Consider the following 24342-nt stretch of genomic DNA (forward strand, 5'->3'; position numbering starts at 1 on the left):
CAACCGAAGACTTTACCAAAACCGCCGAGAAAACCTGCCACTTTCTACCACAAGCCTGCATTGGGCTTGCAGCTTTTCCACCGCAGGATGTGTTATCGGGAAATCCGCATCGTTTAATTTTGCAGGCACCTCGACACCTTGCCGTTCATCATGCCATGTTACTTTTTTTACATAACGAAAACCGTGCACACTATTGGTCACAAATAGAGCCTCCGCAGAGATAAATTCCTCAAAAGTCAAAACTCGCTCCTCTACAAGACACTCTGGATCACCTAATTCAGAGCCAACTTGCTCTATCAATACACGCCTTAACACGCCATTAACACCACATTCGTGTAAAACTGGTGTCACTACAAAACCACCAATAATCGCATATATATTGCTTGTGGTAGCCTCTATTACATGGCCACTCATATCCAGCAACAAACCATCGTCATAGTCGGTCGGCACAGCACCTGCGGCCATCACATATTCCAACTTATTCAGATGCTTTAATCCTGCTAATAAAGGCTGGTGGGAAAGTCTTATAGGACAACGCCACACACAAATTGCGCTGGATGACGCGGAAGACAACAGGTTTGCAGTGAAGACAATCGTTGGTTGTGTAGTGGCTTTAGAATCAGAGGGCTGTACAGGCGAGTTACCACGATGAGACGGCCAATACCCTCTGGCCATGACAACACCTCGTGACACCATGATTTTCAGTATCACGACATCTGTATACGATTGTTGATCACAAATTTTATGCACTTCCTGCATAAAGCTGGATAAATAACACTCAAACCGAGCAGCATCAAACGAGATATCAAGCTGACTCAGCGACTCCACTAATCGAGCCCAATGAACTTGCCAAAGTGGAGCAACGCCATGTTCTATCTTTATGGTTTCAAAAACACCATCACCATATGAGAACCCTCGATCCATAGGCGACAATGTACCATTAAGTTCACCGTTCACACTCGACAGTGGAAATGGGTTCACCGTGTCACGCCCATTAAATCCTTACCAAACAAACACTTACTCAATATACCGAAGTAAAAGCGATAGAGTAGGTGCATAAGAGTTAGATGAAAAAAGTTAGATTTTTCGGAAAACCAGTGTGCCATTGGTTCCACCAAATCCAAAGGAGTTGGATAAAGCGCCTTCTATATTCATAGGTTGAGCATGATGAGGCACTAAGTTAATGCCTTCACACACCGCTTCTGGGCTATCCAAATTAATGGTAGGCGGAGCGACCTGATCCCGTATTGCCAAAACGGAAAATATTGACTCAATGGCTCCAGCAGCACCGAGCAAATGGCCGACCATCGACTTCGTCGAACTGACAGCCAGTGATTTGTTATTTTCACCAAATACCGACTTCACCGCATGAGCTTCCGCAATATCTCCGGCAGGTGTTGATGTTCCATGGGCATTAATATAATGAATGTCACCCGCAGCCATTCCAGCATCTCTCAACGCATTGGCCATGGATAAAGCGGCACCCGCACCATTTTCTGGAGGTGACGTCATATGATAAGCATCACCACTCATACCAAAGCCCGTCAGCTCAGCGTATATCTTGGCACCACGGGCTTTTGCATGCTCGTACTCTTCCAAAACGAGAACACCAGCGCCATCACCCAGTACAAAACCATCACGGTCAGTATCCCATGGTCGGCTTGCTGCTGACGGATTGTCGTTTCGAGTTGAGAGCGCTCTTGCCGAGCCAAAACCCGCCAAGCCCACTCGAGTTGTCGCCATTTCCGCACCACCTGCCAACATCACATCGGCTTCTCCATACATAATGGACCGGGCTGCCAATCCAATAGCATGTGTTCCTGTTGTACACGCAGTGGTCACCGCAAGATTTGGGCCTTTAAAGCCGTACTTAATGGAGAGATTACCGGCAATCATATTAATAATGGAGCCCGGCACAAAAAACGGAGACACGCGTTTTGGTCCGCGATGTTCAATCGTTAATGACACATCTTCAATAGCGCCCAAACCACCAATACCAGAGCCAATGACCGCCCCCATACGAGGTGCCAATTGTTCTGAAACCTCTATGCCACTGTCTGTCATGGCCTGGATGCCGGCTATCATTCCATATTGAATGAACACGTCCATTTTACGTGCATCTTTTACAGGCATGAACTCAGAAACGTCTAAGCCTTGTACAGAACAACTGAATTTGGTTGCAAATGGCTCTACATCAAATTCAGAAATAGTGCGCGCACCACTAACGCCACTCACAATATTTTTCCATGATGACTCCACGTCATTGCCGACGGGAGAAACCATACCTAGACCGGTTACTACAACTCTTTTGCGAGACACGATTGCCTCCAGACTATTACTTACGATTCACCTTAGAAGCTCTAAACTTAAAGAAGATGCTAAAAAGGCGTTTCTTAATTTAACAAAACTGTATAAATTACAGCCAAAATAAAAGCCGTACTACAGCAGGTATAGTACGGCTTTTACACGCAATGCAGGTTAGGAATAAACCCAACGTTAGTTCAAGTTAGCGTTGACGTAATCGATGGCCAATTGAACAGTTGTAATCTTTTCAGCTTCTTCATCAGGAATTTCTGTTTCAAACTCCTCTTCTAAAGCCATTACAAGCTCGACGGTATCAAGAGAATCGGCACCCAAGTCCTCTACGAAAGAAGCTTCATTTTTTACATCTTCTTCTTTAACACCCAGTTGCTCGGCAACGATTTTCTTTACGCGTTCTTCTATGCTGCTCATAACGTTAATCAACTCCTAGTCGGTATGTATTCGGTAAGCCGTTCTCAGACAAAATTATTTGATTACGACTCTTTTATCACTACGGCCAACACGAGCGCGCATTTTACATTGATTATTGCGCACTTGTGAACGAAAGACTGAAAATTTATTTCTTTTAAATGATTATTTAAACGATTCCGTTATTGAGACATATACATGCCACCATTAACGTGAATTGTTTCTCCTGTAATATAGGATGCGTTATCAGATGCCAAAAAAGACACCACATTTGCAATTTCTTCTGGTTGCCCCAAACGCCCTAATGCAATCGCACTGAGCATTGTATTACGCTGCTCATCGGAAAGCGCCTTTGTCATATCAGTATCAATGAAGCCAGGCGCTACCGTATTTACGGTAATACTACGAGATCCCACCTCTTTAGCAAGTGCTCTTGCAAAACCCGCGACGCCGGCTTTCGTTGCCGCATAATTTGACTGGCCTGCGTTGCCCATGGCCCCCACCACAGAAGAAATATTAATAATTCTACCCCAGCGAGCCTTCATCATGCCTCTCAAGCAAGACTTAGACAAACGGTATACTGCACTTAGGTTAGTATTAATAACATCAAACCATTCTTCATCACTCATTCTCATGAGCAAGTTATCTTTGGTAATACCCGCATTGTTGACCAATACCAGAGGCACACCAAACTCTTCTGTAATCTGTTTTAATGCACTTGCCACTGAATCAGCGTCAGTTACATTCAAGACGACGCCTTTTCCCTTAACGCCCTCCTCAGTCAAGCGGGTAGAAATAGCTTGCGCACCCGTTTCACTGGTGGCAGTTCCAATGACTACAGCGCCCTGCTCCCCTAATCTCTTTGCAATGGCAGCCCCAATCCCACGAGACGCGCCAGTCACCAAACATACTTTATCGGCTAAAGGCATAATATTTTCCTAGATGTAATTCTTTATCAAAGCTTGAATTAAGAAACAGATTCAATTGCCGTACTGATGAGGGAAGGTGAATCCACATTCTTCACTGCAAGACCTTTGTCAATACGCTTGACTAAGCCCGCAAGCACTTTGCCAGGACCACACTCTATAGCGACATCACAGCCCAAGGTTGTCAAAGATTTTACACACGCCACCCAACCAACGGGCTTGTATATTTGCTCAAGCATTATCGATTTAATGTTATCAGGCTCCATTTCTGCCTGAGCATGGACATTATGAATAATTGGCAGAGAAGGGTTAACAAACAACACAGAGTCTAAATCTTTTGATAAGCGATCTGCCGCAGGCTTCATTAATTCTGTGTGAAAAGGCGCACTCACCGGCAGCAGCATGGCTTTACGCGCTCCCGCTTCGTTACAACGATCAACAGCGGATTGAACAGCCTCTTTACGTCCAGCAATCACCAACTGACCAGGTGAATTGAAATTAGCGAGGGAGACCTCCCCTTGCTCACGAGCTGCCTCACAAGCTGAAGCTACTACCTCATCATCTAAGCCGATAATAGCCGCCATTGCCCCTTCTCCTGCCGGGACAGCCTCCTGCATGTATTTACCACGCAGTCTGACTATGTTTACCGCATCTTCAAAAGCAATAACACCGGCACACACAAGTGCCGACCATTCACCCAAACTATGCCCAGCCATATAACTCGGCTGCGGACCGCCCAATTCATTCCACACCTGCCACATTGCAAAACTGGCAGTTAGTAGAAGCGGCTGTGTTCGCTCAGTAAGGTTAATGTCTTCTTGTTCGCCTTCTTGACTGAGAGCCCAAAGGTCATACCCTAAAACCTCCGAAGCTCGATCATAAACTGATTTTACAACAGGGAACGCCGAGTGGAGATCAGCCAACATGCCAATCTTCTGAGACCCCTGACCAGGAAAAATAAACGCTAGATTTTCTTGTTTCATCGCTTTTTATATTGTCCGATGTATCTATCGTACTACCCTAGGCTAGCCAGTGGGATAGTAAGACATCATTTAATCGCCTTAGGCTTCTAAGACACAAAACACCCTTCCATCGACTGCCTTAGTTGAGGCACTAACTCTTGCTGAACCATTGTTTGAGCATAGCTAAGGGCATAACCAAACCCTCTAGCATCTGCTCCACCATGGCTTTTCACCAGAACATGATTCAACCCGAGAAAACTGGCTCCATTATAACGAGCAGGATCAAAACGTCTCTGCCATTTTTTCAGTACTGGCCGGGCAAACTGGCCAAGTAATTGGCCATAAAGGCTTGTTCGAAAAGTATCATTTACTTGTCTTACCGCCATCCTGGCAACACCTTCACTGACTTTCAATGCAATATTGCCTGCAAAACCATCACATACAATGACATCGGCCATACCACTGTAAATAGCATCACCCTCAACAAAGCCAATGTAGTTAAGCCTTCCATCACTCTCAAGTAAACCTGCCGCCGCTTTCACATCTTCATGGCCTTTAATCACTTCGTCACCGATGTTCAGCAAGGCAACCCTAGGCGAAACAACCTGATCACAGCAGTGAGATACCGCCGCACCCAACAAAGCAAAAGCATGAAGGAGATCCGGGGTGGCAGTAACATTAGCTCCCAAATCCAGCATATAGCTGTGTCCACCTTCCACTGTAGGTATGGGCTTGCAGATAGCAGGACGCTTTAGGCCCGTAAACGTTCCCCAAAAATGCCTTGCAATCGCCACCATTGCGCCCGTATTCCCAGCACTAACACAGGCATGAGCCTCACCAGAGGAAACGCTCTGTAAAGCCATTGCCAAGGTAGAATCTTTCAAATATCGGAGCGCTCGTGAAGGGCTATCGGACATAGACACGAACGAAGAACACGGCTTAATTGTCAAGCTAGGGTGAGAAGCATCAACATCACCGGTTAAGGATTGATGAAGGTATAAAGTAATGTGGGCTTGAGGATTTTGTTGAAGGAACTGAATTGAGGCGGGAACAGTAGAGCGAGGACCATAATCCCCGCCCATTGCATCGACAGCCAAATGTAACTGAGGCCGGAAAGACAATTAATTAGTCTTCATTACCAAGGTCGATGACTTTTTTACCACGGTAAAAACCGTCTGCACTCACGTGATGACGGAAATGCTTTTCACCACTGGTTGGATCCACTGACAAAGTTGGTCCAGTTAACGCATCGTGAGAACGACGCATACCACGCTTTGAACGGGTTTTACGGTTTTGTTGAACAGCCATGATTGCTCCTAATTTCCAAATTCACTGGGGCCGAGGCGCCTCACTACTTCTTCGGCGTGCTCTTAAGTTGCTCCAGTACACTAAACGGATTGCTCTGATCGACATCTAAGTCTTCAGAGCTGTCAGCAGAGGAAAATAAAGCTTCATTGACGCATTGCTCGGCATGAAATGCCACCATTGGCAATGCTAACAAAAGCTCTTCCTCCACCATACAAAACAAATCTGCCGCACCTTCACCCACTATCCAGGGATCCAATCTGCTCGGCAATTGCTTTGCCTGATCTTCGTCCCAAACTACACCAACAGACACATCACACACCAAACTCAATGGCGTTGGCTGAAGGCAGCGCTGACACTCTGCTTGAACTTCCGCAGAAATACGCCCGGTTACCTCGCGGTAACCCTCCTCACCGATATCGAAGGCAAGGCTAACCTGAACTGGAGAGACAATCTGCACAACTGCTGCAGAAAGACGCTCAAGCTGATTTTGCTCTATATCACCGACTAACTTTACGCCATTTTGGGCAAATTTTCGGGGATCTACAGTGCGTGGTAAACGCTGATAATTTGGGGGCTTTGACATAAGCGCGCAATTCTAGGGATAGCAAGGTCCCGTGTCAAAAGAAATTAATGACTTCCACTTTAATTTTTTAAGCGAAATGTTTTAAAAAACACGTATCATCAAAACTTTTTAAGGATAAACCATGTGCTCACCCCAAAAAACCGACAACCAAACCCATAAACTTATTCTTGCATCCAGCTCACCTTATCGGGCTGAACTCCTCAACCGACTGGGCACACCCTTTACTACACAATCGCCAAATATTGATGAAACTCCTCAACAAGACGAAACACCTCAAGCACTAGCCCTGAGGTTAAGCATTGAGAAAGCTGCTGTAATCGCGAAAGCAAATCCCTCTTCTTGGGTTATTGGGTCTGATCAAGTCGCCGAACTAAACGGAAACATTCTCCACAAACCTGGCAACATTGAAAATGCACGCCATCAGTTAAAAGCCTCCAGTGGAAAAACGGTAAATTTTTATACAGGCCTTTGCCTAAGCCATTACGAAAAAGGCGTCACACAGCATTGTATCGTCCCCTTTAGCGTAAACTTTCTCTCGCTCAACAATGAGCTCATTGACAGCTATTTATCAAAAGAAAAGCCTTTCAATTGTGCCGGGAGCTTCAAAATAGAAGGACTAGGGATCACCCTATTCCACTCTATGAAAGGAGACGACTACACGAGCCTAATTGGGCTACCCATGATGGCACTGTGCAAGCTACTTCGAAATGTGGGTATTGAACCACTTTCTATGTAGATACCCTCTTTTAGATACTCTCTTTTTATAGATAACTTTGATATTACTGAAGCTTTATCCTCTCTAAGCTAGACTGCATCATTGCCCCAGGCAGGGCGCTGGATATACCTCGCCCTACCGACAATCCAAGCTGCTCAACCAATTGAGCAAGAGGGGACGAACGACGGCTGTAATCAATAACATCTTCCACACCAATCACTTCACGAGCAACGTAACCTGCACTGCCTAAGCCATCTATCAAACCCAACGCTTTCGCCTGTTCGCCACTCCAAATCAGACCACTGTATAACTCTTCCTCCGGAGCCATGAGCTTTTGTCCACGCCCTTCTTGCACCACGGTAACAAATTGCTTGTGTACCGTATTCAGCACTCCTTGCCAAAATTCCGTCTCAGATGCCTTAACAGGAGAAAATGGATCCAAAAACGCTTTGTGTTCTCCGGCTGTATAATGGCGCCGCTCCACACCCAATTTATCCAAACTGTCAACAAACCCAAACCCGGAAGCCGTCACACCAATAGAACCAACCAAGCTTGCTTTATCTGCATAGATTTCATCGGCAGCCACAGCAATATAATAGCCCCCAGAGGCGCCTATATCTGAAATAACCGAATACACTTTTTTACTAGGGTATTTCTGTTTTAATCGATGTATTTCATCATTAATATAACCGGCCTGAACAGGACTACCACCCGGGCTATTAATCGCCATGATAACGGCCTTAGCGTTCTCCTCCTCAAAGGCTTTGCGCAAACTTCCTGCAATGGAATTAGCATTCGCAGGCTCATCAGCACTAATAACACCATCTACTCTGATGAGCGCCACATGCTCCTCATTGGTCGATACGCGCTTACTGCCTAGCGAAACCCAAAATAGCCCTAAAGCCACAAATACATACGCAAAAGCCAGAGACTTAAACACCACCCCCCAACGACGGGCTTTTCGTTGCTCCCGGGCTCCCTCCAGAGCCAACTGCTCAATTAATTGCCACTGCCTATCTTGATCATCCCGTTGGGTAGAAGAAGATTCCGAACCCTTATTGCCATTAAACATCATAAACCTATCCCAATTGAAATGATCCACACACCTAAGTTATTCATTGATACCCATCCAACAACAATAATCAAAAACGCTCATTAAATATGCATGAAAGAAGAACACCCCCATCCCAAAGGGGCTGAATTGAACGATCATTGCACTTGAATTCTACGAAGAGACTCTAAAGCACGATTCAAAGATGACTCCAAAGGAGCATTCACCACAATGTCATCACCGCCTTCCATACATGGGATACGAAGAGACATTGCATGCAAGAATAAACGATTCACACCGTAGCTTTTGAAAAGTTTGTTTAATTCGTCGTCACCATATTTTTCATCCCCCACTAAACTGTGCCCCACATACTGAGCATGAACCCGAATTTGATGGGTACGCCCTGTAACAGGCACAGCTTGAACAAGGGTGAGAGAATGAGGCTCAACATGAAAGCTCTCAACCACAGAAAAGCGTGTTAAAGAAGGCTTCCCATCCGATTTTACACGAACAACCCGTCCACCATTTTGCTCTTCGCTTTTTCGCAATGGCGCATCCACCTGATGACGCCGCTTCGGCCAACGCCCCAATACCAGCGCTTGATAGGTCTTTTCAATACGGTCTTTTTCTCTTAGTAAATCTTGCAAATATTTCAAGGCACTTCTTTTTTTTGCGATCATAACGCAACCAGAAGTCTCCCTGTCTAACCGATGCACCAACTCAAGCATTTTCTGTTCTGGCCTAAGTTGGCGAAGCGCCTCTATTAATCCCAGGCTAACGCCGCTACCACCATGAACAGCCAAACCAGAGGGCTTATTCACTACTAAAAAGCCATCATTTTCGAACAAAATATTATCCAATAAGTAACGAGACAATGACTGACTGGGTGCCACTAATGGCTTGGTGGTCGATACGGTAATAGGGGGAACCCGAACAATATCACCAGAACGAAGGCGATATTCCGGTTTGACACGGGATTTATTGACTCGAACCTCTCCTTTACGAAGCACTTTATAAACTCGTGACTTCGGTACACCTTTAAGGCGAGCCAATAAAAAGTTATCGATCCTTTGCCCAATAAAGTGATCTTCCACCTCAATGAACTGAACCCCCATTCGCTCTCCCCCCTTTCCCTGAGCATCAGTTAAGCGTGCCGCCTGACGAGCGACAAGGGGTTTTGACGGATTTTTGCGCTGCTGAGAATGAATTTTTTGCTTCAAAATCTAACTACCATTTTTTTGGACTACCACATGAAGGTCGGCTGAAAGCGATTAACACTTCAATAACAGAACCATCCGAACTCATACCAGTACGTATTGTACCGTAAGTACGCAGGCAGACGGCGTTCGCTGAAAATTACTTCGATCAACACACTAAATAATCGATTTCTTAGAGGATATTGACACAAAATTGATGAGGCATTTAATAGCTGCTACTATCTTTTTAGGCCTTATTTAGGCTGGTTTCCGGATCAGGTAGTCTAAGAAGCGTTCTTTGATATACCCATCAATAGGAAATACCGCTAATCGAGCCAACAGTCGGCACCTGACAGCAACCACTTCCTTGTCGAGTGACACAAAAACGTCACACTAAGAGTGAAAACTAAACGTCGGGGACGTGAATGACTAGGTGAACAGCAAACCGGCTGCACAATGTAACTTGTGGGACACTAATGCCCCATTAACGAAATTAAATGACAATATAACCGCGCCAATCATGGCAGAGGATCGTGCACCGCCGAAACAGAGCGAGAACGACAATTGAACAACGTCTACGTTTGAGTCGCCACAAGCGAGTTAAACGCAACAGGCTAACACTGTGTTGATGACTAAAACAGCAATGGGTTGACGAGGCGAAAAAGAAGAAGCGAAAGCCATTCCCATCACTAAGATACCGCTTGTTTTCATTAACTAAGTCGAGTGCATCACTCTTTAATACAACGTGACTGCATATCAAGCCCAGACAAATTAACAGTATGTGATTTGAGTGCTTTCACACATTATTACCAAGTGCTCTTCTTTACTAGCTGATATTGATCGGAAAAATACAAAAACTCTAGCTCAAATTGTGTCTACCTTTTGACCACAAACTTGTAAATACAGACTTGTGATCGCAATAGAACAACCACTGAGCCTGAATGTCGAGCAAAGACGATAGAAACAGCGAGAATATACACAAGCTGCAAACCACCCTCGCTAAATGACGTAAATATGATTGACCGGCCATTTTAGGTCTTGAGAAAAACCTCGACAATCAAGAGTGAAAGTAGTTTTTATTGCACCGCCTCTGAATTGGACTGACATAAACCTCGCCATGATGTGCGCCTAGAAAACTAGGTAATGCATGAAAAGAATGTTGATTAACGCAACTCAGCCAGAGGAGTTGCGTGTTGCCATGGTCGATGGCCAGTGGCTTTACGATCTTGATATTGAAAATAGAACCAGAGAACAAAAAAAGGCCAATATTTACAAAGGCGTTATTACTCGCATTGAGCCGAGTTTGGAAGCAGCTTTTGTCAATTATGGCGCTGAACGTCATGGTTTTCTGCCCCTCAAAGAAATCTCCCGAGAATATTTTCTAAAACAGCCCAAAGATGTTGAAGGCCGTATCAAAATTAAAGATATGGTCAAAGAAGGCCAGGAAGTCATTGTCCAGGTGGATAAAGAAGAGCGAGGCAATAAAGGTGCAGCCTTGACCACCTTTATCAGCCTTGCAGGTCGCTACCTTGTCCTCATGCCAAATAACCCAAGAGCCGGCGGTATTTCACGCCGAATTGACGGTGAAGACAGAAGCCAGCTTCGTGACGCCATGGCTGACCTCGAAGTGCCATCAGGCATGGGCGTTATCGCCCGAACTGCAGGCGTTGGGCGAAGCGCGGAAGAGCTTCAGTGGGATTTAGACTACCTTCTCCAATTATGGACCAACATCAAGTCCAAATCTGATGAACTTAAAGCCCCCTACTTCTTATTCCGCGAAAGCAATGTCATCATTCGCGCTATTCGAGACTACCTACGCCCAGACATCGGCGACGTATTTGTAGATAACGAGAAAGCCTACAACGAAGCCTTAGAGTTTGTACAACAGGTCATGCCTGCTTACGCCAGCAAAATCAAACTCTACAAAAGCAGCACATCATTATTCAGCCACTATCAAATCGAAAGCCAAATCCAAACGGCCTTTCAACGGGAAGTCAAACTCCCCTCTGGTGGCTCGATTGTTATTGATGTTACAGAAGCCCTTGTTTCTATCGACATCAACTCTGCTCGCGCCACAAAAGGCGGAGATATTGAAGAGACCGCACTGCAGACCAACCTGGAAGCCGCCGACGAAATTGCTCGCCAACTGAGGCTCAGGGACATCGGCGGTTTACAGGTGATTGACTTTATCGATATGCAATCACCAAAAAATCAGCGGGAAGTAGAAAACCGACTTCGCGATGCACTTTCAATGGATCGCGCTCGTGTCCAAACCGCTCGTATTTCACGCTTCGGCCTTCTGGAAATGTCACGCCAACGTCTGCGCCCATCCTTAGGCGAAACTACATCCAAAGTGTGCCCTCGTTGTAGCGGCCAAGGTACGATTTTAAGCACCAAGCCCTTAGCACTCTCAATCCTCAGATTGATTGAAGAAGAAGCACAGAAAGAGCGCAGTGCCGAAATCCGCGCTATTACACCCGTTTCTGTTGGTACCTACCTTCTCAATGAGAAAAGGGCCTCTATTTCAGAAATAGAACACCGTAACAACACCCGTGTTGTCATCGTACCCAGTGAAGAACTCACCACTCCCCACTTTGAAGTTCAGCGCTTGCGCGATGACGACGACAGCATGGAAGAAGTCAGCTACAAGATTAGCCACACAACTGAAGAGGCAACATCCGAGCCCAAGACTGTTGCGAAAGAATCATCAGCCACTGAACAATCCACACCTGCCGTACAACACTCAACCCCTGCACAACCTGCCCCAGAGCCACCTAAAGCACCGGGTTTATTAACACGACTTGTTAAATGGATAAGCGGCCTTTTTGAGGAAGAGCCAAAACCGAAGAAACACAACCGCAAAAAAAGTGGTGGTAAAGGCTATGAAAATCGCCGAAACCGCAATGATCGCCACCGTAATCGTCGTCGTGATAACCGCAACCGCCGCGATAACGACGATGAAAGACAGGATAAACAAAAAACTGAGCGCACCAACGGGCGTCATCATCGTAACGATGATCGCCGCCAGCACGAAGACAAGGACAGTCGAGATCACAACCGAGACCGCAAGCAGAAAAGGCGTTCAGAGAACGGCTCTCGCCAGCAGCACCTTCGAAATAATGGCTCTAATGTTTCTTCAGAAGGGTATGAGGAAAATCGCAGCCGCTCAAACGCCCAAGACTCAGCAACTCAAGATAGCAACATTAACGGGGATCAACAGCGCCCAGCACGCCGACCCAATAATAAGCGGGCCCGGCCTCAACAACGCCGACGAGGACGCCGTGAAGATCTGATCGACAACGAACAGACATCTACTCAGCTCACTGAGTCTGAAAATCTTGCGAAGTCAGCGCCTGCCACCACTTCACCTATAAATGAAGCAGTAAGCGAGAAACCTAGTAGTAGCCAAGCGTCATCAACACAACAGCACAACGCCTCTATTGCAGAACCGAGACCAAATGTTGAGGCGCCCACTACCACGTCCGAAAGTGAAATGGAGAGCAGTGCGAATACCTCTGCGGACAACAAAGCTCCTGACTCAATGACTTTGGAGACAGCGGCTTCTCAATCATTAACTTCTGAAACTGTGGTTTCAAAAAACCCCGAAGACAAAGTCGACCCAACAATGAGTACTGACAAAGCGGGTCTAAGCGCAACTGAAGCGAAAAACTCAGTAGAAACTCCCGAAACTGACTCTCATCAACCTGAGAAAGAAGCACAGGAAAACTCATTAACAAAACCGACAGCAGTAGCAAACCCTGAAACTGAACAGCCGAGTGCTTCTACATCTGAAGTGGCCTCTAATGCCAATGCTGACATGAATCAGAACGACGCTTCCGAATCTGAACAAACAACGCCTGAGGACCTTTCATCAGGAGCACCTCAGGTTGAACCCGCGCCAGTGTCAGCAGGCAATGAGAGAGCTATAAATGATCCTAGGGTCAATCCAAAGCCGATATCGACGTTAGAGGTGAGATCCATAGAGCATAAAGTCACCCTTTCTCAACCACTGAACACCGCAGAACCTGCAGAAATCGAAAGAAAACCGAGGCAATTACAACGGCCCGCAAATGACCCTCGTAATCAAAGGGGACTTTCAGCCTAAACTGTTTCCACCTATTAAAAAGCGATAAAAGAAAGCCCTGACGTAGTTCGGGGCTTTTTTTATCACCCCAAAACCTCCTCCCAACTGTTTACCAATCAACATAGCTGATGGGTTTTTAGACGAAAAGATAACTCATTGAAAAATAATGATTTAAAAGATTGCCAACCGAACCAACCTATGTATAATCACGTCCCGTTCCGGTGGGGTGGCTGAGTGGTCGAAAGCGGCGGTCTTGAAAACCGTTGAGTGTAACAGCTCCCAGGGTTCGAATCCCTGCCCCACCGCCATTTCAAAAAAACCTCCCAACTCCTAGTCAATCTAAATTTTATCTATAAAGAAGACAGGCTTCACTCACAGAAGACTTCAGTCTTTATTGAGTTCTAGCCTACTACCTTAAGGAACTTATCTTCCCTGACCTCACTCTAAGATCCGATTGGTGTTCATTCTTAACACAGCTTAAAAACAAAAAAATTCTTTTCTACTTTTTACCTCGGAAATATCGCTATAAGGATGCACCAAAAACCTTGATTTTAAAGCGTCCGACCTTATCATAAGAGTGTCTACTTTTAATATAAATGGAGAAAACGTATGCAAAACGTCACTGCTGGAAATTCGGCAATTGCTCATGCCGAACAGGTCAGTAAGGTACTGCGCAACACATACGCACTGCTTGCGATGACCCTGTTGTTCAGTGCCGTCACTGCCGGAATCTCTATGGCTGTGGGTGTAGGTCGCGGCCTAGGAATGATCATGAGCTTGGCAGCACTTGGTCTCATTTGGTTTGTTTTACCTCGAACTGCAAATTCAAGCGCGGGTATTGGTGTTGTCTTTGCCTTTACTGGCCTTCTTGGCGCCGCTCTTGGCCCAATGTTGAATGCTTATCTTCAGCTCAGCAACGGCGGCAGTTTGATCATGCAGGCTTTGGGTGGTACTGCACTCGTGTTTTTCAGTTTGTCTGCTTACGTGCTTACTACGCGTAAAGACTTCAGCTTTATGGGCGGCTTTTTGATGGTTGGCCTATTGGTTGTGATTCTAGGCTCCCTAGGCGCATTCGTTGCCAGCCTATTTGGTGTCAACGTTTCCATGTTCAGTTTGGCAATCAGCGCCGCTGTTGTGTTTTTGATGTCAGGCTTCATTCTTTTTGATACGAGCCGCATCGTTAATGGCGGAGAAACAAACTACATCATGGCTACCGTTTCTTTGTATCTAAATATCTACAATCTCTTTACCTCTTTGCTCCATCTACTTGGCGCATTGAGTGATGACTAAGCTGAGCCGTTAGTCATAGATTCTAAAAAGGCCCCTTTTTGGGGCTTTTTTATTGCCTTTATTTCAACTTACGGCTCATTTGAATTGATAACGCCAAAATGAACGTTTAACGCTCTCACCCAATGAATATCGCCCTTGCCATTTACTCACCACCACTATCAGAAACCAGTCTTCGTGCCATACGGTTTGCCAAAGCCGCTCTCAATAACGGGCATAGCATTCATCGGGTATTTTTTTACCACGAAGGGGTTTTACACGGATCTCATCTCAACACTGCCCTCAAAGGCGAGATACCAGCGACCGATGAATGGCGAAATCTTCAGCAATCTCATGGCATAGAGCTGATTGTGTGCATTGCCTCTGCTATTAAACGGGGGGTAATTAATGAGCAAGAAGCAAATCGATATGGGAAAAGCACTCACAATCTAGCTGATGGATATGAACTTTCAGGGCTGGGGCAATTATTAGAGAGCGCCGTGTCAGCCGAGCGCATTGTCACTTTTGGGCCTTGATTGCCAAACACTCAACTCAGTACCATAAACCAATGGGCTATCTTTCCAGCAGCATAACCGTTACATGAATACCAAAAACTTACTTTTCACACTTCGGTCTTCACCCTGCGCCTCCCTCATGGCGAAGGAAGGCTTAGACGCCATACTTGCTGCCTCAGCATACGGACAACACATTCAAGTTTTATTTATGGATGAGGGGGTATTCCAGCTTTTACGACACCAAAGCCCAAAATCACTTTCTCTAAAGTCGCCTAGTAATCTCATTGAGACACTCCCCATCTATGGCATCACTGATCTTTACGTATGTGAAGACTCACTCACTAAAAGAGCAATTAATGAAGAGTTGATAATGCCTGGCACACAATGCTTATCCAAAGAGGACATAAAACACCTCATTGCAACACAAGATGCCATCTTGAACTTTTAAGCTCTTATGATTCCAAAATCACCTAAAATTGAACACAGACTGTGAACGAACCTAAAAAAGAAAAACAAACACTGCATATTGTCTCCCGATCCCCTTATCAATATCGAGATATAGAGCAATGCCTAGATCGCGCCTGCGATAACGATGCTATTTTACTCACTGGGGATGCAGTATTTGCCCTCTTACCTACCAGCACCATCTACCACCACCTTAAAAACACATCGATATTTATGTGTGCCCTTGAGCCAGAAGTCGCAGCAAGAGGACTCTTAGAACAAAACGTGCCAGAATCCACCATCAACCTCATTTCAGATGACGACTTCGTTCAATTAGTGTGCGAATATTCCCGCAGCTTTACCTGGTTTTAACCGCTCTACTCTTAGTGTATGAATACACATTTATATGAATACACATTGATTCAATTAAGAATATACACGCCATGAATATATCGCTCCCTCAAATTAAATTTGATTCTGAAGGCTACTTAGAAGAGTTATCCCAGTGGACACCAGAATTAGCCACACTCCTTGCGAAAGAGGAAAATATTGAATTGTCACACGCACACTGGGAAATACTTCATGCAGTGCGTAATTTCTACAATGAGTTTGATCACGCTCCGGCTATGCGTGTTTTAGTGAAATACCTTGCAGCCACCTTAGGACCTGATAAATCCCACAGTATTTATCTATTAACGCTTTTTCCAGACAGCCCCGCTAAAAAAGCATGCCGAATTGCTGGGCTACCCAAACCCACCAATTGCCTATAAACGCTATTCTCCTTGAAGAGTTATCACAAGCCGCCTTGAGCCACCTCGATTGCGGTGCTCACATAAATAAATACCCTGCCATACACCAATATTTAATCGACCATCGCATATCGGTATAGATAAACTTGCACCCAAAAGACTACTCTTCAAGTGAGCAGGCATATCATCACTTCCTTCATAAGTATGAATAAAATACGGTTCATCCTCTGGAACAGCGCGATTAAAAAATTGCTCAAAATCTTCCCGCACTGTTGGATCGGCATTTTCATTAATCGTTAGAGACGCAGACGTATGTTGAATAAACACATGCATCAAACCCACGGAAATGCGTTCTAGCTCTGGTATTTCCTTCAATACCTCACGGGTGATTAAATGAAACCCTCGATGCTTAGGCTGTAATTGAATCTGCTTTTGTAACCACATACGAATTCCTCAATCTCAATAATTTACCCACCCATCATATTAAAAACATCACTCCTTAACATAATCCGTTATTTTTTACATTTGGCTCAATACCATTCCCTTTTCCTGAAACGAAACAACCAATATTTAAAAGCCCGTTCCCATATGTCTGACACAAAAACAAATAGCTTAAAAATAAAACAGTGCATAAAAAGGAATACCAAAATCAATGGACAAGTGTATTGACGCGCCGAGAATAAACGCTATTATACGCACCACTTCGCTGCGGGTGGTTAGCTCAGTTGGGAGAGCGACGGCCTTACAAGCCGTAGGTCACAGGTTCGACCCCTGTACCACCCACCAAATTTCTTTAGGGTTTGAACTACACTCTTTGGAAACTGTAGCGATGCTAAGCAAATATTGCTTCAGCGGACCGGTAGTTCAGTTGGTTAGAATGCCGGCCTGTCACGCCGGAGGTCGCGGGTTCGAGTCCCGTCCGGTCCGCCATTTCATCTATGCCTTTGTTTATTTATTCCTCTCTTTAAGTAATTCTAAAAACCCTCCTCAAAACAAATATTGATCCAATAATTTTCATTGCTATTCGAATCTTAAAACCCCACATTTATCAACAAAATTAGCCATTCATTAAGGTAGGGTTCGGCTTTTATCAGCAAAATAAACGCAATCAGCCCACTTCCAAAGTGGTCGAGATAGCCGTGCAAAATAGAATTTGAAGACCAGAAGTGTAATGGAGACTTGTTATGGAAAGTTATGAAATGCTCGTTGCAACGATCGCACTCACAATGGGCGCCTCATGGGCAAGCGGCATTAACCTTTATGCCACATTACTGATGCTTGGGCTTGCTGGCTCGACTGGCAATTTGGACTTACCATCCGATTTAGAAGTTCTGGAAAACCCCTTGGTTATTGGCGCAGCAGGCATAATGTATTTTGTTGAATTTTTCGTCGACAAAACACCCGGTGTCGACTCTGGATGGGATACTCTACATACTTTTGTGAGGATTCCGGCTGGCGTACTGCTGGCAGCAGGAGCCGTTGGCGAAATCAACCCTGCCATGGAGGTCGCCGCAGGCATATTAGGGGGAGGGCTTGCAGCAACGAGCCATGCCACAAAGTCTGGGTCCAGACTATTAATTAATACATCGCCAGAACCCTTCAGCAACTGGGGAGCCTCTGTAACGGAAGACCTTTTAGTTATTGGCGGACTCTGGACCGCACTGAATCATCCAGTATTGTTTCTTATTTTATTGATTGCTTTCATCGCCTTGGCCGTATGGATGATTCCCAAACTATGGCGCTTACTGGCTTCCGTTTTTCGAAAATTGGCGACCATATTGGGTTTTAAAACCAAACGCTCCGATGACTCTTCCTCTCAGAACAATTCGAATACCTCTTCTCAAAGTGATGACTCAGTCGCCATTCCCTTGCCTCATACCCAAATACCCTTTGAACAAGCTGCATCGCTCAATCAACGTGAAAAAATGGACAACCTTGAGCGCCTCCATCAACTTTATAAAAACGGAGTCCTTACGGAAGAAGAGTTTCAGAAAGAAAAATTCAAACTCCTATCAAACTCTTACCCAGAAGAGACTCAAAATCCTCATTAACTGCACCTTTGTTAGCATCGACTGCCAAGCAATGGCACGTAAAACCTCTTGTGATTTTAAATTACAAAACTTTGCAAAAAAAAACGCCCCAATAATTAATAGAAAAAATAAATATGCAATAATCCTTAACCGAATCGCTAATCTGCGCAATCCATCAATTCTGGATTGTGGCGTAGCTCATAAAAGTTAAGGAGACAATGACGTGATGTTACAACGGAGCCCATTGGCAATCGCCCTGATCTTGGCACTGACCACAACAGCCTGTGGTGGAGGCGGCGGTGGAGGTAGCAATTCAGGCGGCGGTACCACGCCCACCCCACCCCCGAGCACAGAACTTACCGGTATTCTTATTGATAGCCCTGTTGCCAACGTAGCTTTTCAAACCGCAACGAAAAGTGGCACGACCAATGAGAACGGAGAATTCACCTACGAGCCTGGCGAAACCGTTACTTTCTCCATTGGCGACTTAGTGCTAGGTACGATTCCAGCCGCTGAAACCATTACCCCCTTAGATCTCGCCGACAGCAATGACGTCACTGACCCTGCGGTTTTAAATCGAATTCGATTGTTACAGTCTCTGGATACTGACGGCAATCCAGACAACGGAATTACCATTTCCGACCTAGCTGCCGGTGCGGCAACAGCCCTTGACTTTAACCAATCTGCGACAAGCTTCGCCACTTCTCAAACCGTTTTGTCTTTTATTAGCAATGCCGGGCAAACGTCGCCTGTAACAGAACTGGTTTCTCCAGAAGATGCCCTACTGCATTTTCAATCAGTACTCACAGATAATGGTATTACCTTCGAAGCCAATAACAACTCCGATACCGATGAAGATGGCGTACTGGATCAAGATGATGCCTTCCCTGATGACCCTAATGAGACCCTAGACACGGATGGTGATGGTATAGGCAACAATGCTGATACTGATGATGATGGTGATGGCGTTGTCGATGCTGACGATGCCTTCCCATTAGATAATACCGAAGATACGGATACCGATGGAGATGGCGTTGGCGATAATAGTGATGCCTTCCCTAACAACCCACAGGAAGACACCGATACCGACGGAGATGGCGTTGGCGATAATAGTGATGCCTTCCCTACCAATCCAGAGGAAAACACCGATACCGATGGAGATGGCGTTGGCGATAATAGTGATGCCTTCCCTAACAACCCACAGGAAGACACCGATACCGACGGAGATGGCGTTGGCGATAATAGTGATGCCTTCCCTAACAACCCACAGGAAAACACCGATACTGATGGAGATGGCGTTGGCGATAATAGTGATGCCTTCCCTAACAACCCACAGGAAGACACCGATACCGATGGAGATGGCGTTGGTGATAATAGTGATGCCTTCCCAACCAATCCAGAGGAAGACACCGATACCGATGGAGATGGCGTTGGCGATATGAGTGATGCCTTCCCTAACGACCCACAAGAAGACACCGATACCGATGGAGATCGCGTTGGCGATAATAGTGATGCCTTCCCTAACGACCCCGAAGAAACAACCGATACCGATGATGATGGCTTAGGTGACAATGCTGATATTGATGATGACAATGATCGATTGATTGAAATTTATACTCTCGAAGATCTCGACAAAATGCGCCAAAGCTTAGATGGGTCAAGCTTCCCAGATTCTAACGACACTCCAGTGACAGATGGCTGCGGCACCGGCGGCTGTTATGGTTATGAATTAATGGCCGACCTAAACTTCGACACCAATGGTAATGGCACTATTGATGAGCAGGATGAGTTTTACGACTGGGATAATCTCAATGAAGCCAATGGCTGGCAGCCCATTGGTGATGAAACTAATCCCTTCACCGCCAGTTTCAATGGCAACGGCTATACCATAGCTAACCTCCATATGAACTACCCAGAAAGCAGTTCTTTGAATTCGATTAATATAGGCTTATTTGGTGTAGTAAGTGGACGAAGTGATGATATAGAAATACACATTGAAGACCTAACACTAAGTGGTGATCTGACATCCATACTGGGTGGAGGTAGTGTGGGTAGCCTTATCGGCGCAGTTATCTCGACAACTGGAATCGTTGAATTGAGCAACCTAACAATTAGCGACGGTGTTGTCACAGCAGATCCAGCCTCAACCTCAATCTCTACTCGACCGTTCAACATTGGCGGCCTAGCTGGAATAATTTCAGTTAGTGGCGGCTCAATCTATATCAACAATGTTTACGTCAATACAACGATTCGAGGAGAAGCGGGTGCTGGTGGTATTGCTTCTAGTGCTTTTGTGTCCGGCAATGCCAAGTTAGAGACCAATCACTGCGTGACAACAGGGACTATCGAATACATAAATATTGCCTCTATTGATGAAAGCACAGCAGGAGTTGTAGGGGGGATTTTCGGACTTGCTAGAACAATAGATGAATCTCAATTGCTATTAAAACGATCAGAGTTTAAAGGCACGCTATCCGGGCCAGGCTCAAATAGCTCTGATGAGTCAGCATATCTGTATGGAGGCCTAATAGGCTGGGCCGATGTACAATCGGGCAATACCGCAATCTCCATTGAAGAGAATATTGTAGAGGCTATTATTAATGCGCCTAATACGCAGAATGTGGGAGGAGCGATTGGAAGTATTTCAAGCTCATCGGACACTACCTCTATAACCCTTTCATCGAACTCTATCTCTGCAAACATGACGGTAAACAATGAATCTGGTGGGTTTTTGGGTGGCATTTTCCAGCTAAGCGAAACCGGAGGTGTCTTATCACTGACCCTCAGTAACAATATTGTTAGTGGCACCCTCAACGGCACCTCTCAGCTTGGTGGATTTATTGGCTCAACAGAACCCGGAAACATCGGTAGTAATAACCCTCCAACAGCCGCTAATTTAGCCCTTAACGTCAACGATAATTTCGTATCAGCAATGATCACCAGCTCCACGGGAACTGACATTGGTGAGTTTGTCGGTAAGAGTTGGAACGCCAATTACAGCGGTAACCACTTCGTAAATGACAAAAACACCGGCTTATTTGCTGTAGGCATCCTCGCTGAAGGCAACGCCATTTCAGGCTCTGGAGACATCACAGGCTTCACCCTAGAGCAAATGCAATGCCCAACCAGCGCCGGTGATGCCAGCTGCGAATCAGGCTTGTATGAAGGCTGGGGCGACAATCTCAATAGTGACGGCTTACCCGCTTGGGATTTCGGCACCAACACTCAACTCCCTGGGCTCCTAATTGACGGAACGGTTTATCGTGATGCCGATGGCGACGGAACACTAGACGAGCCAGCTCAATAGAGAACGCTCTACACCCAGGCATCAGTGCGCTCAGCACTGATGCCTCACCCTTCTCATGTCATTTTCTCTCCGCCCTCCCCTTTCTAAAATCACCATTCATTATCTACCCCCCAACAAAAACGACACACTATTGATTTCAATCAAAATCGCTTGCACTTATTCGCGCCAGATTTTAAACTTTCAATAATTTTTGAAAATACAGAAATATCAATATTTTCAATTTTACACACATTAACTACTCGGAAACTTAGATCATGGAACTGAGCGATAACCTTCACTCCTTTGTCTTGCATTTTGGTGAAATGGGAAGCCGTTGGGGCATTAACCGAACCGTTGGTCAAATTTTGGCATTACTGGTTATTCATGAAGAACCTCTTAACGCCGACCAGATTGGTACTGCACTGAGTATTTCTCGAGGCAATGTCAGCATGGGGCTCAAAGAGCTGCAATCGTGGCGACTTATTAAACCTCAGCACATTCCTGGAGATCGAAAAGATTATTTTATCGCAGCGGGCGATGTCTGGACTCTGGCGTTAACCGTCATGGAAGAACGGCGCAAGCGAGAGGTAGACCCCACCATCACCCTACTTCGAGATTTATTACTGAAAGACACCAACAGCACCAAAGAAGAATACGCTCGCCAAAAGATTCGTGATATTCACGATTTATTGGAAATGATCACTGACTGGTCTGGAGAATTGCAATCCATGGAACCCGCATCGCTTAAACGACTAATGAAACTTGGTTCTGGAGTCAGCAAGGTCTTAGACGTAAAAGATAAATTCTTGGGCAAAACCTAATGTACGTAAATTAATTACTTATTACCCACCACCGTAGAGGAGGAGCACTTTTGTGGAAACGTTAATACTCTCCCGAATCCAATTCGCGGCCAATATCAGCTTTCACATTTTATTCCCCACCATCACCATCGCACTATGTTGGTTTTTGGTGTATTTCAAAATTCGACATGACATCAGTCAAGATGAAATCTGGATGCGAGTGTATCGCTTCTGGGTCAAAATATTCGCTCTGACTTTTGCCATGGGCGTCGTCAGTGGGATTACCATGTCGTTTCAGTTTGGTACCAACTGGCCAGGGTTTATGGAAACGGTAGGAAATATTGCCGGCCCATTGTTAGGGTATGAAGTGCTTACCGCTTTTTTTATGGAAGCCACTTTTCTGGGGATTATGTTATTTGGGATTAATCGCGTCCCCAGTTGGTTACACACATTGAGCGCGATCATTGTGGCCATTGGTACCACGTTATCCGCTTTTTGGATTTTATCGTTAAATTCTTGGATGCAAACCCCTGCCGGTTTTGAAATGCGCGATGGTGTTGCCTACCCAACGGATTGGATCGCCATTATTTTTAATCCGTCTTTCTGGCCGCGATTTACCCATATGTTACTGGCTTCAGCACTTACCGCCAGTTTTTTAATTGCAGGCCTTTCTGCCTTTCGCATTTTACGCGGTGACCCAAAACCAGCACCGCGCCGTGCCTTAACTACGGCGATTATTGCCGCTTGCCTATTAACCCCAACGCAAATGTTCGTGGGCGATTTACATGGGCTGAATACACTGGAACACCAACCGCAAAAAATTGCGGCAATGGAAGGCGTTTGGGAAACCGATACCCACGTACCACTTTTATTATTCGCTATTCCTGACGAAGCCAATAAAGAAAATCATTTTGAAATTGCCATTCCCAATTTAGCCAGCCTCGTCCTCACCCATGACGCCGCCGGTGAAATAAAAGGCCTCAATGAATTTGGTGATGCTGCCCCTCCCGTAAAACCACTATTTTTTGGATTTCGAATTATGGTGGGCATGGGAATGCTTATGCTACTCACCGCGTTTGTAGGGGGATGGCAACTCCTTCGTCAACAAACCGTTTCTCCGTTTCTGCTAAAGGTATTTGTTGGCATGAGCTTTTCTGGCTGGATTGCGACGCTTGCCGGTTGGTATGTCACTGAAATTGGCCGTCAGCCGTATCTGGTTTCTGGAATATTAACGACCCAAGACGCCGCGACAAGCATTGCTCCAGGTAATGTCGCACTGTCGCTGACACTCTACGTTTTACTCTACCTAGGGTTACTATACGCCTACATTCGTACACTGTTCGTTATGAGTGAGCGCGCCGTGTGGGTCGATGCGCCCGAAAAAAGTGATCGATTACGCAGCCAAGAAGACGAGAAAAAATCACATTTCGATGACCGTCATTTCTCAGATAACCGCATCCATACGGAGGGGGTTCAATTATGAATGCTGAAACGTTACCGCTCATTTTTTTAGGCTTAATGGGGCTTGCCATTTTTCTCTATGCCATCCTTGATGGGTATGACCTGGGTATTGGCATCCTACTTCCCCTCGGGCCAGAGCACAAAAAAGATCGGGATACTATGATCGCAAGTATTGGTCCTTTTTGGGATGCTAACGAAACTTGGCTAGTACTCGCGGTGGGTTTACTTTTAATTGC

Annotated in this window: 23 protein-coding genes and 3 tRNA genes; 15 read left to right on the plus strand and 11 right to left on the minus strand. The window is 45.6% G+C overall.

What is annotated here, in order from left to right:
* Nucleotides 1-12: 12 nt before the first annotated feature.
* The 8 genes from LU351_RS13915 to LU351_RS13950 form a co-directional block, all read right to left on the minus strand.
* Nucleotides 13-981, minus strand: a complete 969-nt coding sequence (locus LU351_RS13915) for an aminotransferase class IV (protein WP_232594696.1) — start codon at nucleotides 979-981, stop codon at nucleotides 13-15.
* 96 nt (nucleotides 982-1077) lie between these two features.
* Nucleotides 1078-2319, minus strand: coding sequence for a beta-ketoacyl-ACP synthase II (gene fabF / locus LU351_RS13920; protein ID WP_232594697.1), 1242 nt, complete (start codon nucleotides 2317-2319; stop codon nucleotides 1078-1080).
* Between the two features lie 177 nt (nucleotides 2320-2496).
* Nucleotides 2497-2733 (minus strand): acyl carrier protein, encoded by a 237-nt coding sequence (gene acpP / locus LU351_RS13925; RefSeq protein WP_232594698.1) that lies wholly within the window; start codon nucleotides 2731-2733, stop codon nucleotides 2497-2499.
* A 179-nt stretch (nucleotides 2734-2912) separates the two neighbouring features.
* A complete protein-coding gene (fabG, locus tag LU351_RS13930) occupies nucleotides 2913-3659 on the minus strand; it encodes a 3-oxoacyl-ACP reductase FabG (protein ID WP_232594699.1) in 747 nt (248 codons plus the stop codon).
* Between the two features lie 38 nt (nucleotides 3660-3697).
* Nucleotides 3698-4639: an ACP S-malonyltransferase gene (gene fabD / locus LU351_RS13935; RefSeq protein WP_232594700.1), complete on the minus strand. Its 942-nt coding sequence runs from the start codon at nucleotides 4637-4639 to the stop codon at nucleotides 3698-3700.
* Between the two features lie 86 nt (nucleotides 4640-4725).
* Complete coding sequence (gene plsX, locus LU351_RS13940; protein ID WP_232594701.1) at nucleotides 4726-5739, minus strand: phosphate acyltransferase PlsX; 1014 nt, start codon at nucleotides 5737-5739, stop codon at nucleotides 4726-4728.
* Nucleotides 5740-5743: 4 nt separating this feature from the next.
* A complete protein-coding gene (rpmF, locus tag LU351_RS13945; RefSeq protein ID WP_232594702.1) occupies nucleotides 5744-5926 on the minus strand; it encodes a 50S ribosomal protein L32 in 183 nt (60 codons plus the stop codon).
* A gap of 43 nt (nucleotides 5927-5969) precedes the next feature.
* Complete coding sequence (locus tag LU351_RS13950; RefSeq protein WP_232594703.1) at nucleotides 5970-6509, minus strand: YceD family protein; 540 nt, start codon at nucleotides 6507-6509, stop codon at nucleotides 5970-5972.
* A 121-nt stretch (nucleotides 6510-6630) separates the two neighbouring features.
* On the opposite strand from LU351_RS13950, the gene LU351_RS13955 reads away from it, so the two are divergent.
* Nucleotides 6631-7245, plus strand: a complete 615-nt coding sequence (locus tag LU351_RS13955; protein ID WP_232594704.1) for a Maf family protein — start codon at nucleotides 6631-6633, stop codon at nucleotides 7243-7245.
* A 43-nt stretch (nucleotides 7246-7288) separates the two neighbouring features.
* On the opposite strand, the gene LU351_RS13960 is transcribed toward LU351_RS13955, so the two are convergent.
* Together LU351_RS13960 and rluC are read right to left on the minus strand one after the other, a co-directional pair.
* Complete coding sequence (locus tag LU351_RS13960) at nucleotides 7289-8299, minus strand: S49 family peptidase (protein ID WP_232594705.1); 1011 nt, start codon at nucleotides 8297-8299, stop codon at nucleotides 7289-7291.
* A gap of 134 nt (nucleotides 8300-8433) precedes the next feature.
* A complete protein-coding gene (rluC, locus tag LU351_RS13965) occupies nucleotides 8434-9390 on the minus strand; it encodes a 23S rRNA pseudouridine(955/2504/2580) synthase RluC (protein ID WP_232594718.1) in 957 nt (318 codons plus the stop codon).
* 1228 nt (nucleotides 9391-10618) lie between these two features.
* On the opposite strand from rluC, the gene rne reads away from it, so the two are divergent.
* From rne to LU351_RS14000, 7 genes are all read left to right on the plus strand, one after another.
* Complete coding sequence (rne, locus tag LU351_RS13970; RefSeq protein ID WP_232594706.1) at nucleotides 10619-13576, plus strand: ribonuclease E; 2958 nt, start codon at nucleotides 10619-10621, stop codon at nucleotides 13574-13576.
* 199 nt (nucleotides 13577-13775) lie between these two features.
* Nucleotides 13776-13863: transfer RNA gene (locus LU351_RS13975), tRNA-Ser, on the plus strand.
* Between the two features lie 301 nt (nucleotides 13864-14164).
* Entirely contained in the window at nucleotides 14165-14845 is a 681-nt protein-coding gene (locus LU351_RS13980) for a Bax inhibitor-1/YccA family protein (protein ID WP_232594707.1), read from the plus strand.
* Nucleotides 14846-14967: 122 nt separating this feature from the next.
* Entirely contained in the window at nucleotides 14968-15357 is a 390-nt protein-coding gene (gene tusD, locus LU351_RS13985; RefSeq protein ID WP_232594708.1) for a sulfurtransferase complex subunit TusD, read from the plus strand.
* A gap of 64 nt (nucleotides 15358-15421) precedes the next feature.
* Complete coding sequence (gene tusC / locus LU351_RS13990; protein WP_232594709.1) at nucleotides 15422-15784, plus strand: sulfurtransferase complex subunit TusC; 363 nt, start codon at nucleotides 15422-15424, stop codon at nucleotides 15782-15784.
* A 41-nt stretch (nucleotides 15785-15825) separates the two neighbouring features.
* Nucleotides 15826-16152 (plus strand): sulfurtransferase complex subunit TusB, encoded by a 327-nt coding sequence (tusB, locus tag LU351_RS13995; RefSeq protein ID WP_232594710.1) that lies wholly within the window; start codon nucleotides 15826-15828, stop codon nucleotides 16150-16152.
* 71 nt (nucleotides 16153-16223) lie between these two features.
* Nucleotides 16224-16550, plus strand: a complete 327-nt coding sequence (locus LU351_RS14000) for a TusE/DsrC/DsvC family sulfur relay protein (RefSeq protein ID WP_232594711.1) — start codon at nucleotides 16224-16226, stop codon at nucleotides 16548-16550.
* A gap of 3 nt (nucleotides 16551-16553) precedes the next feature.
* On the opposite strand, the gene LU351_RS14005 is transcribed toward LU351_RS14000, so the two are convergent.
* Nucleotides 16554-16973 carry a secondary thiamine-phosphate synthase enzyme YjbQ gene (locus tag LU351_RS14005; protein WP_232594712.1) on the minus strand — a complete coding sequence of 140 codons (420 nt, stop codon included), beginning with the start codon at nucleotides 16971-16973 and terminating at the stop codon, nucleotides 16554-16556.
* 266 nt (nucleotides 16974-17239) lie between these two features.
* Here LU351_RS14005 and LU351_RS14010 point away from each other — a divergent pair.
* From LU351_RS14010 to LU351_RS14040, 7 genes are all read left to right on the plus strand, one after another.
* Nucleotides 17240-17315: transfer RNA gene (locus LU351_RS14010), tRNA-Val, on the plus strand.
* 67 nt (nucleotides 17316-17382) lie between these two features.
* Nucleotides 17383-17459, plus strand: a tRNA-Asp gene (locus LU351_RS14015).
* Nucleotides 17460-17713: 254 nt separating this feature from the next.
* Complete coding sequence (locus tag LU351_RS14020) at nucleotides 17714-18580, plus strand: DUF4126 family protein (protein ID WP_232594713.1); 867 nt, start codon at nucleotides 17714-17716, stop codon at nucleotides 18578-18580.
* 205 nt (nucleotides 18581-18785) lie between these two features.
* Nucleotides 18786-21866, plus strand: coding sequence for a thrombospondin type 3 repeat-containing protein (locus LU351_RS14025; RefSeq protein ID WP_232594719.1), 3081 nt, complete (start codon nucleotides 18786-18788; stop codon nucleotides 21864-21866).
* Nucleotides 21867-22120: 254 nt separating this feature from the next.
* A complete protein-coding gene (locus tag LU351_RS14030) occupies nucleotides 22121-22666 on the plus strand; it encodes a GbsR/MarR family transcriptional regulator (RefSeq protein WP_232594714.1) in 546 nt (181 codons plus the stop codon).
* Between the two features lie 52 nt (nucleotides 22667-22718).
* On the plus strand, nucleotides 22719-24128 hold the full coding sequence (locus LU351_RS14035) for a cytochrome ubiquinol oxidase subunit I (protein WP_232594715.1): 1410 nt from the start codon (nucleotides 22719-22721) through the stop codon (nucleotides 24126-24128).
* The coding region (locus LU351_RS14040) for a cytochrome d ubiquinol oxidase subunit II (protein ID WP_416053959.1) at nucleotides 24122-24342 on the plus strand (221 nt) is incomplete at its 3' end. The genes LU351_RS14035 and LU351_RS14040, both read left to right, overlap by 7 nt.

The sequence above is a fragment of the Marinibactrum halimedae genome (assembly GCF_021234875.1).
Taxonomy (GTDB): Bacteria; Pseudomonadota; Gammaproteobacteria; order Pseudomonadales; family Cellvibrionaceae; genus Marinibactrum; species Marinibactrum halimedae.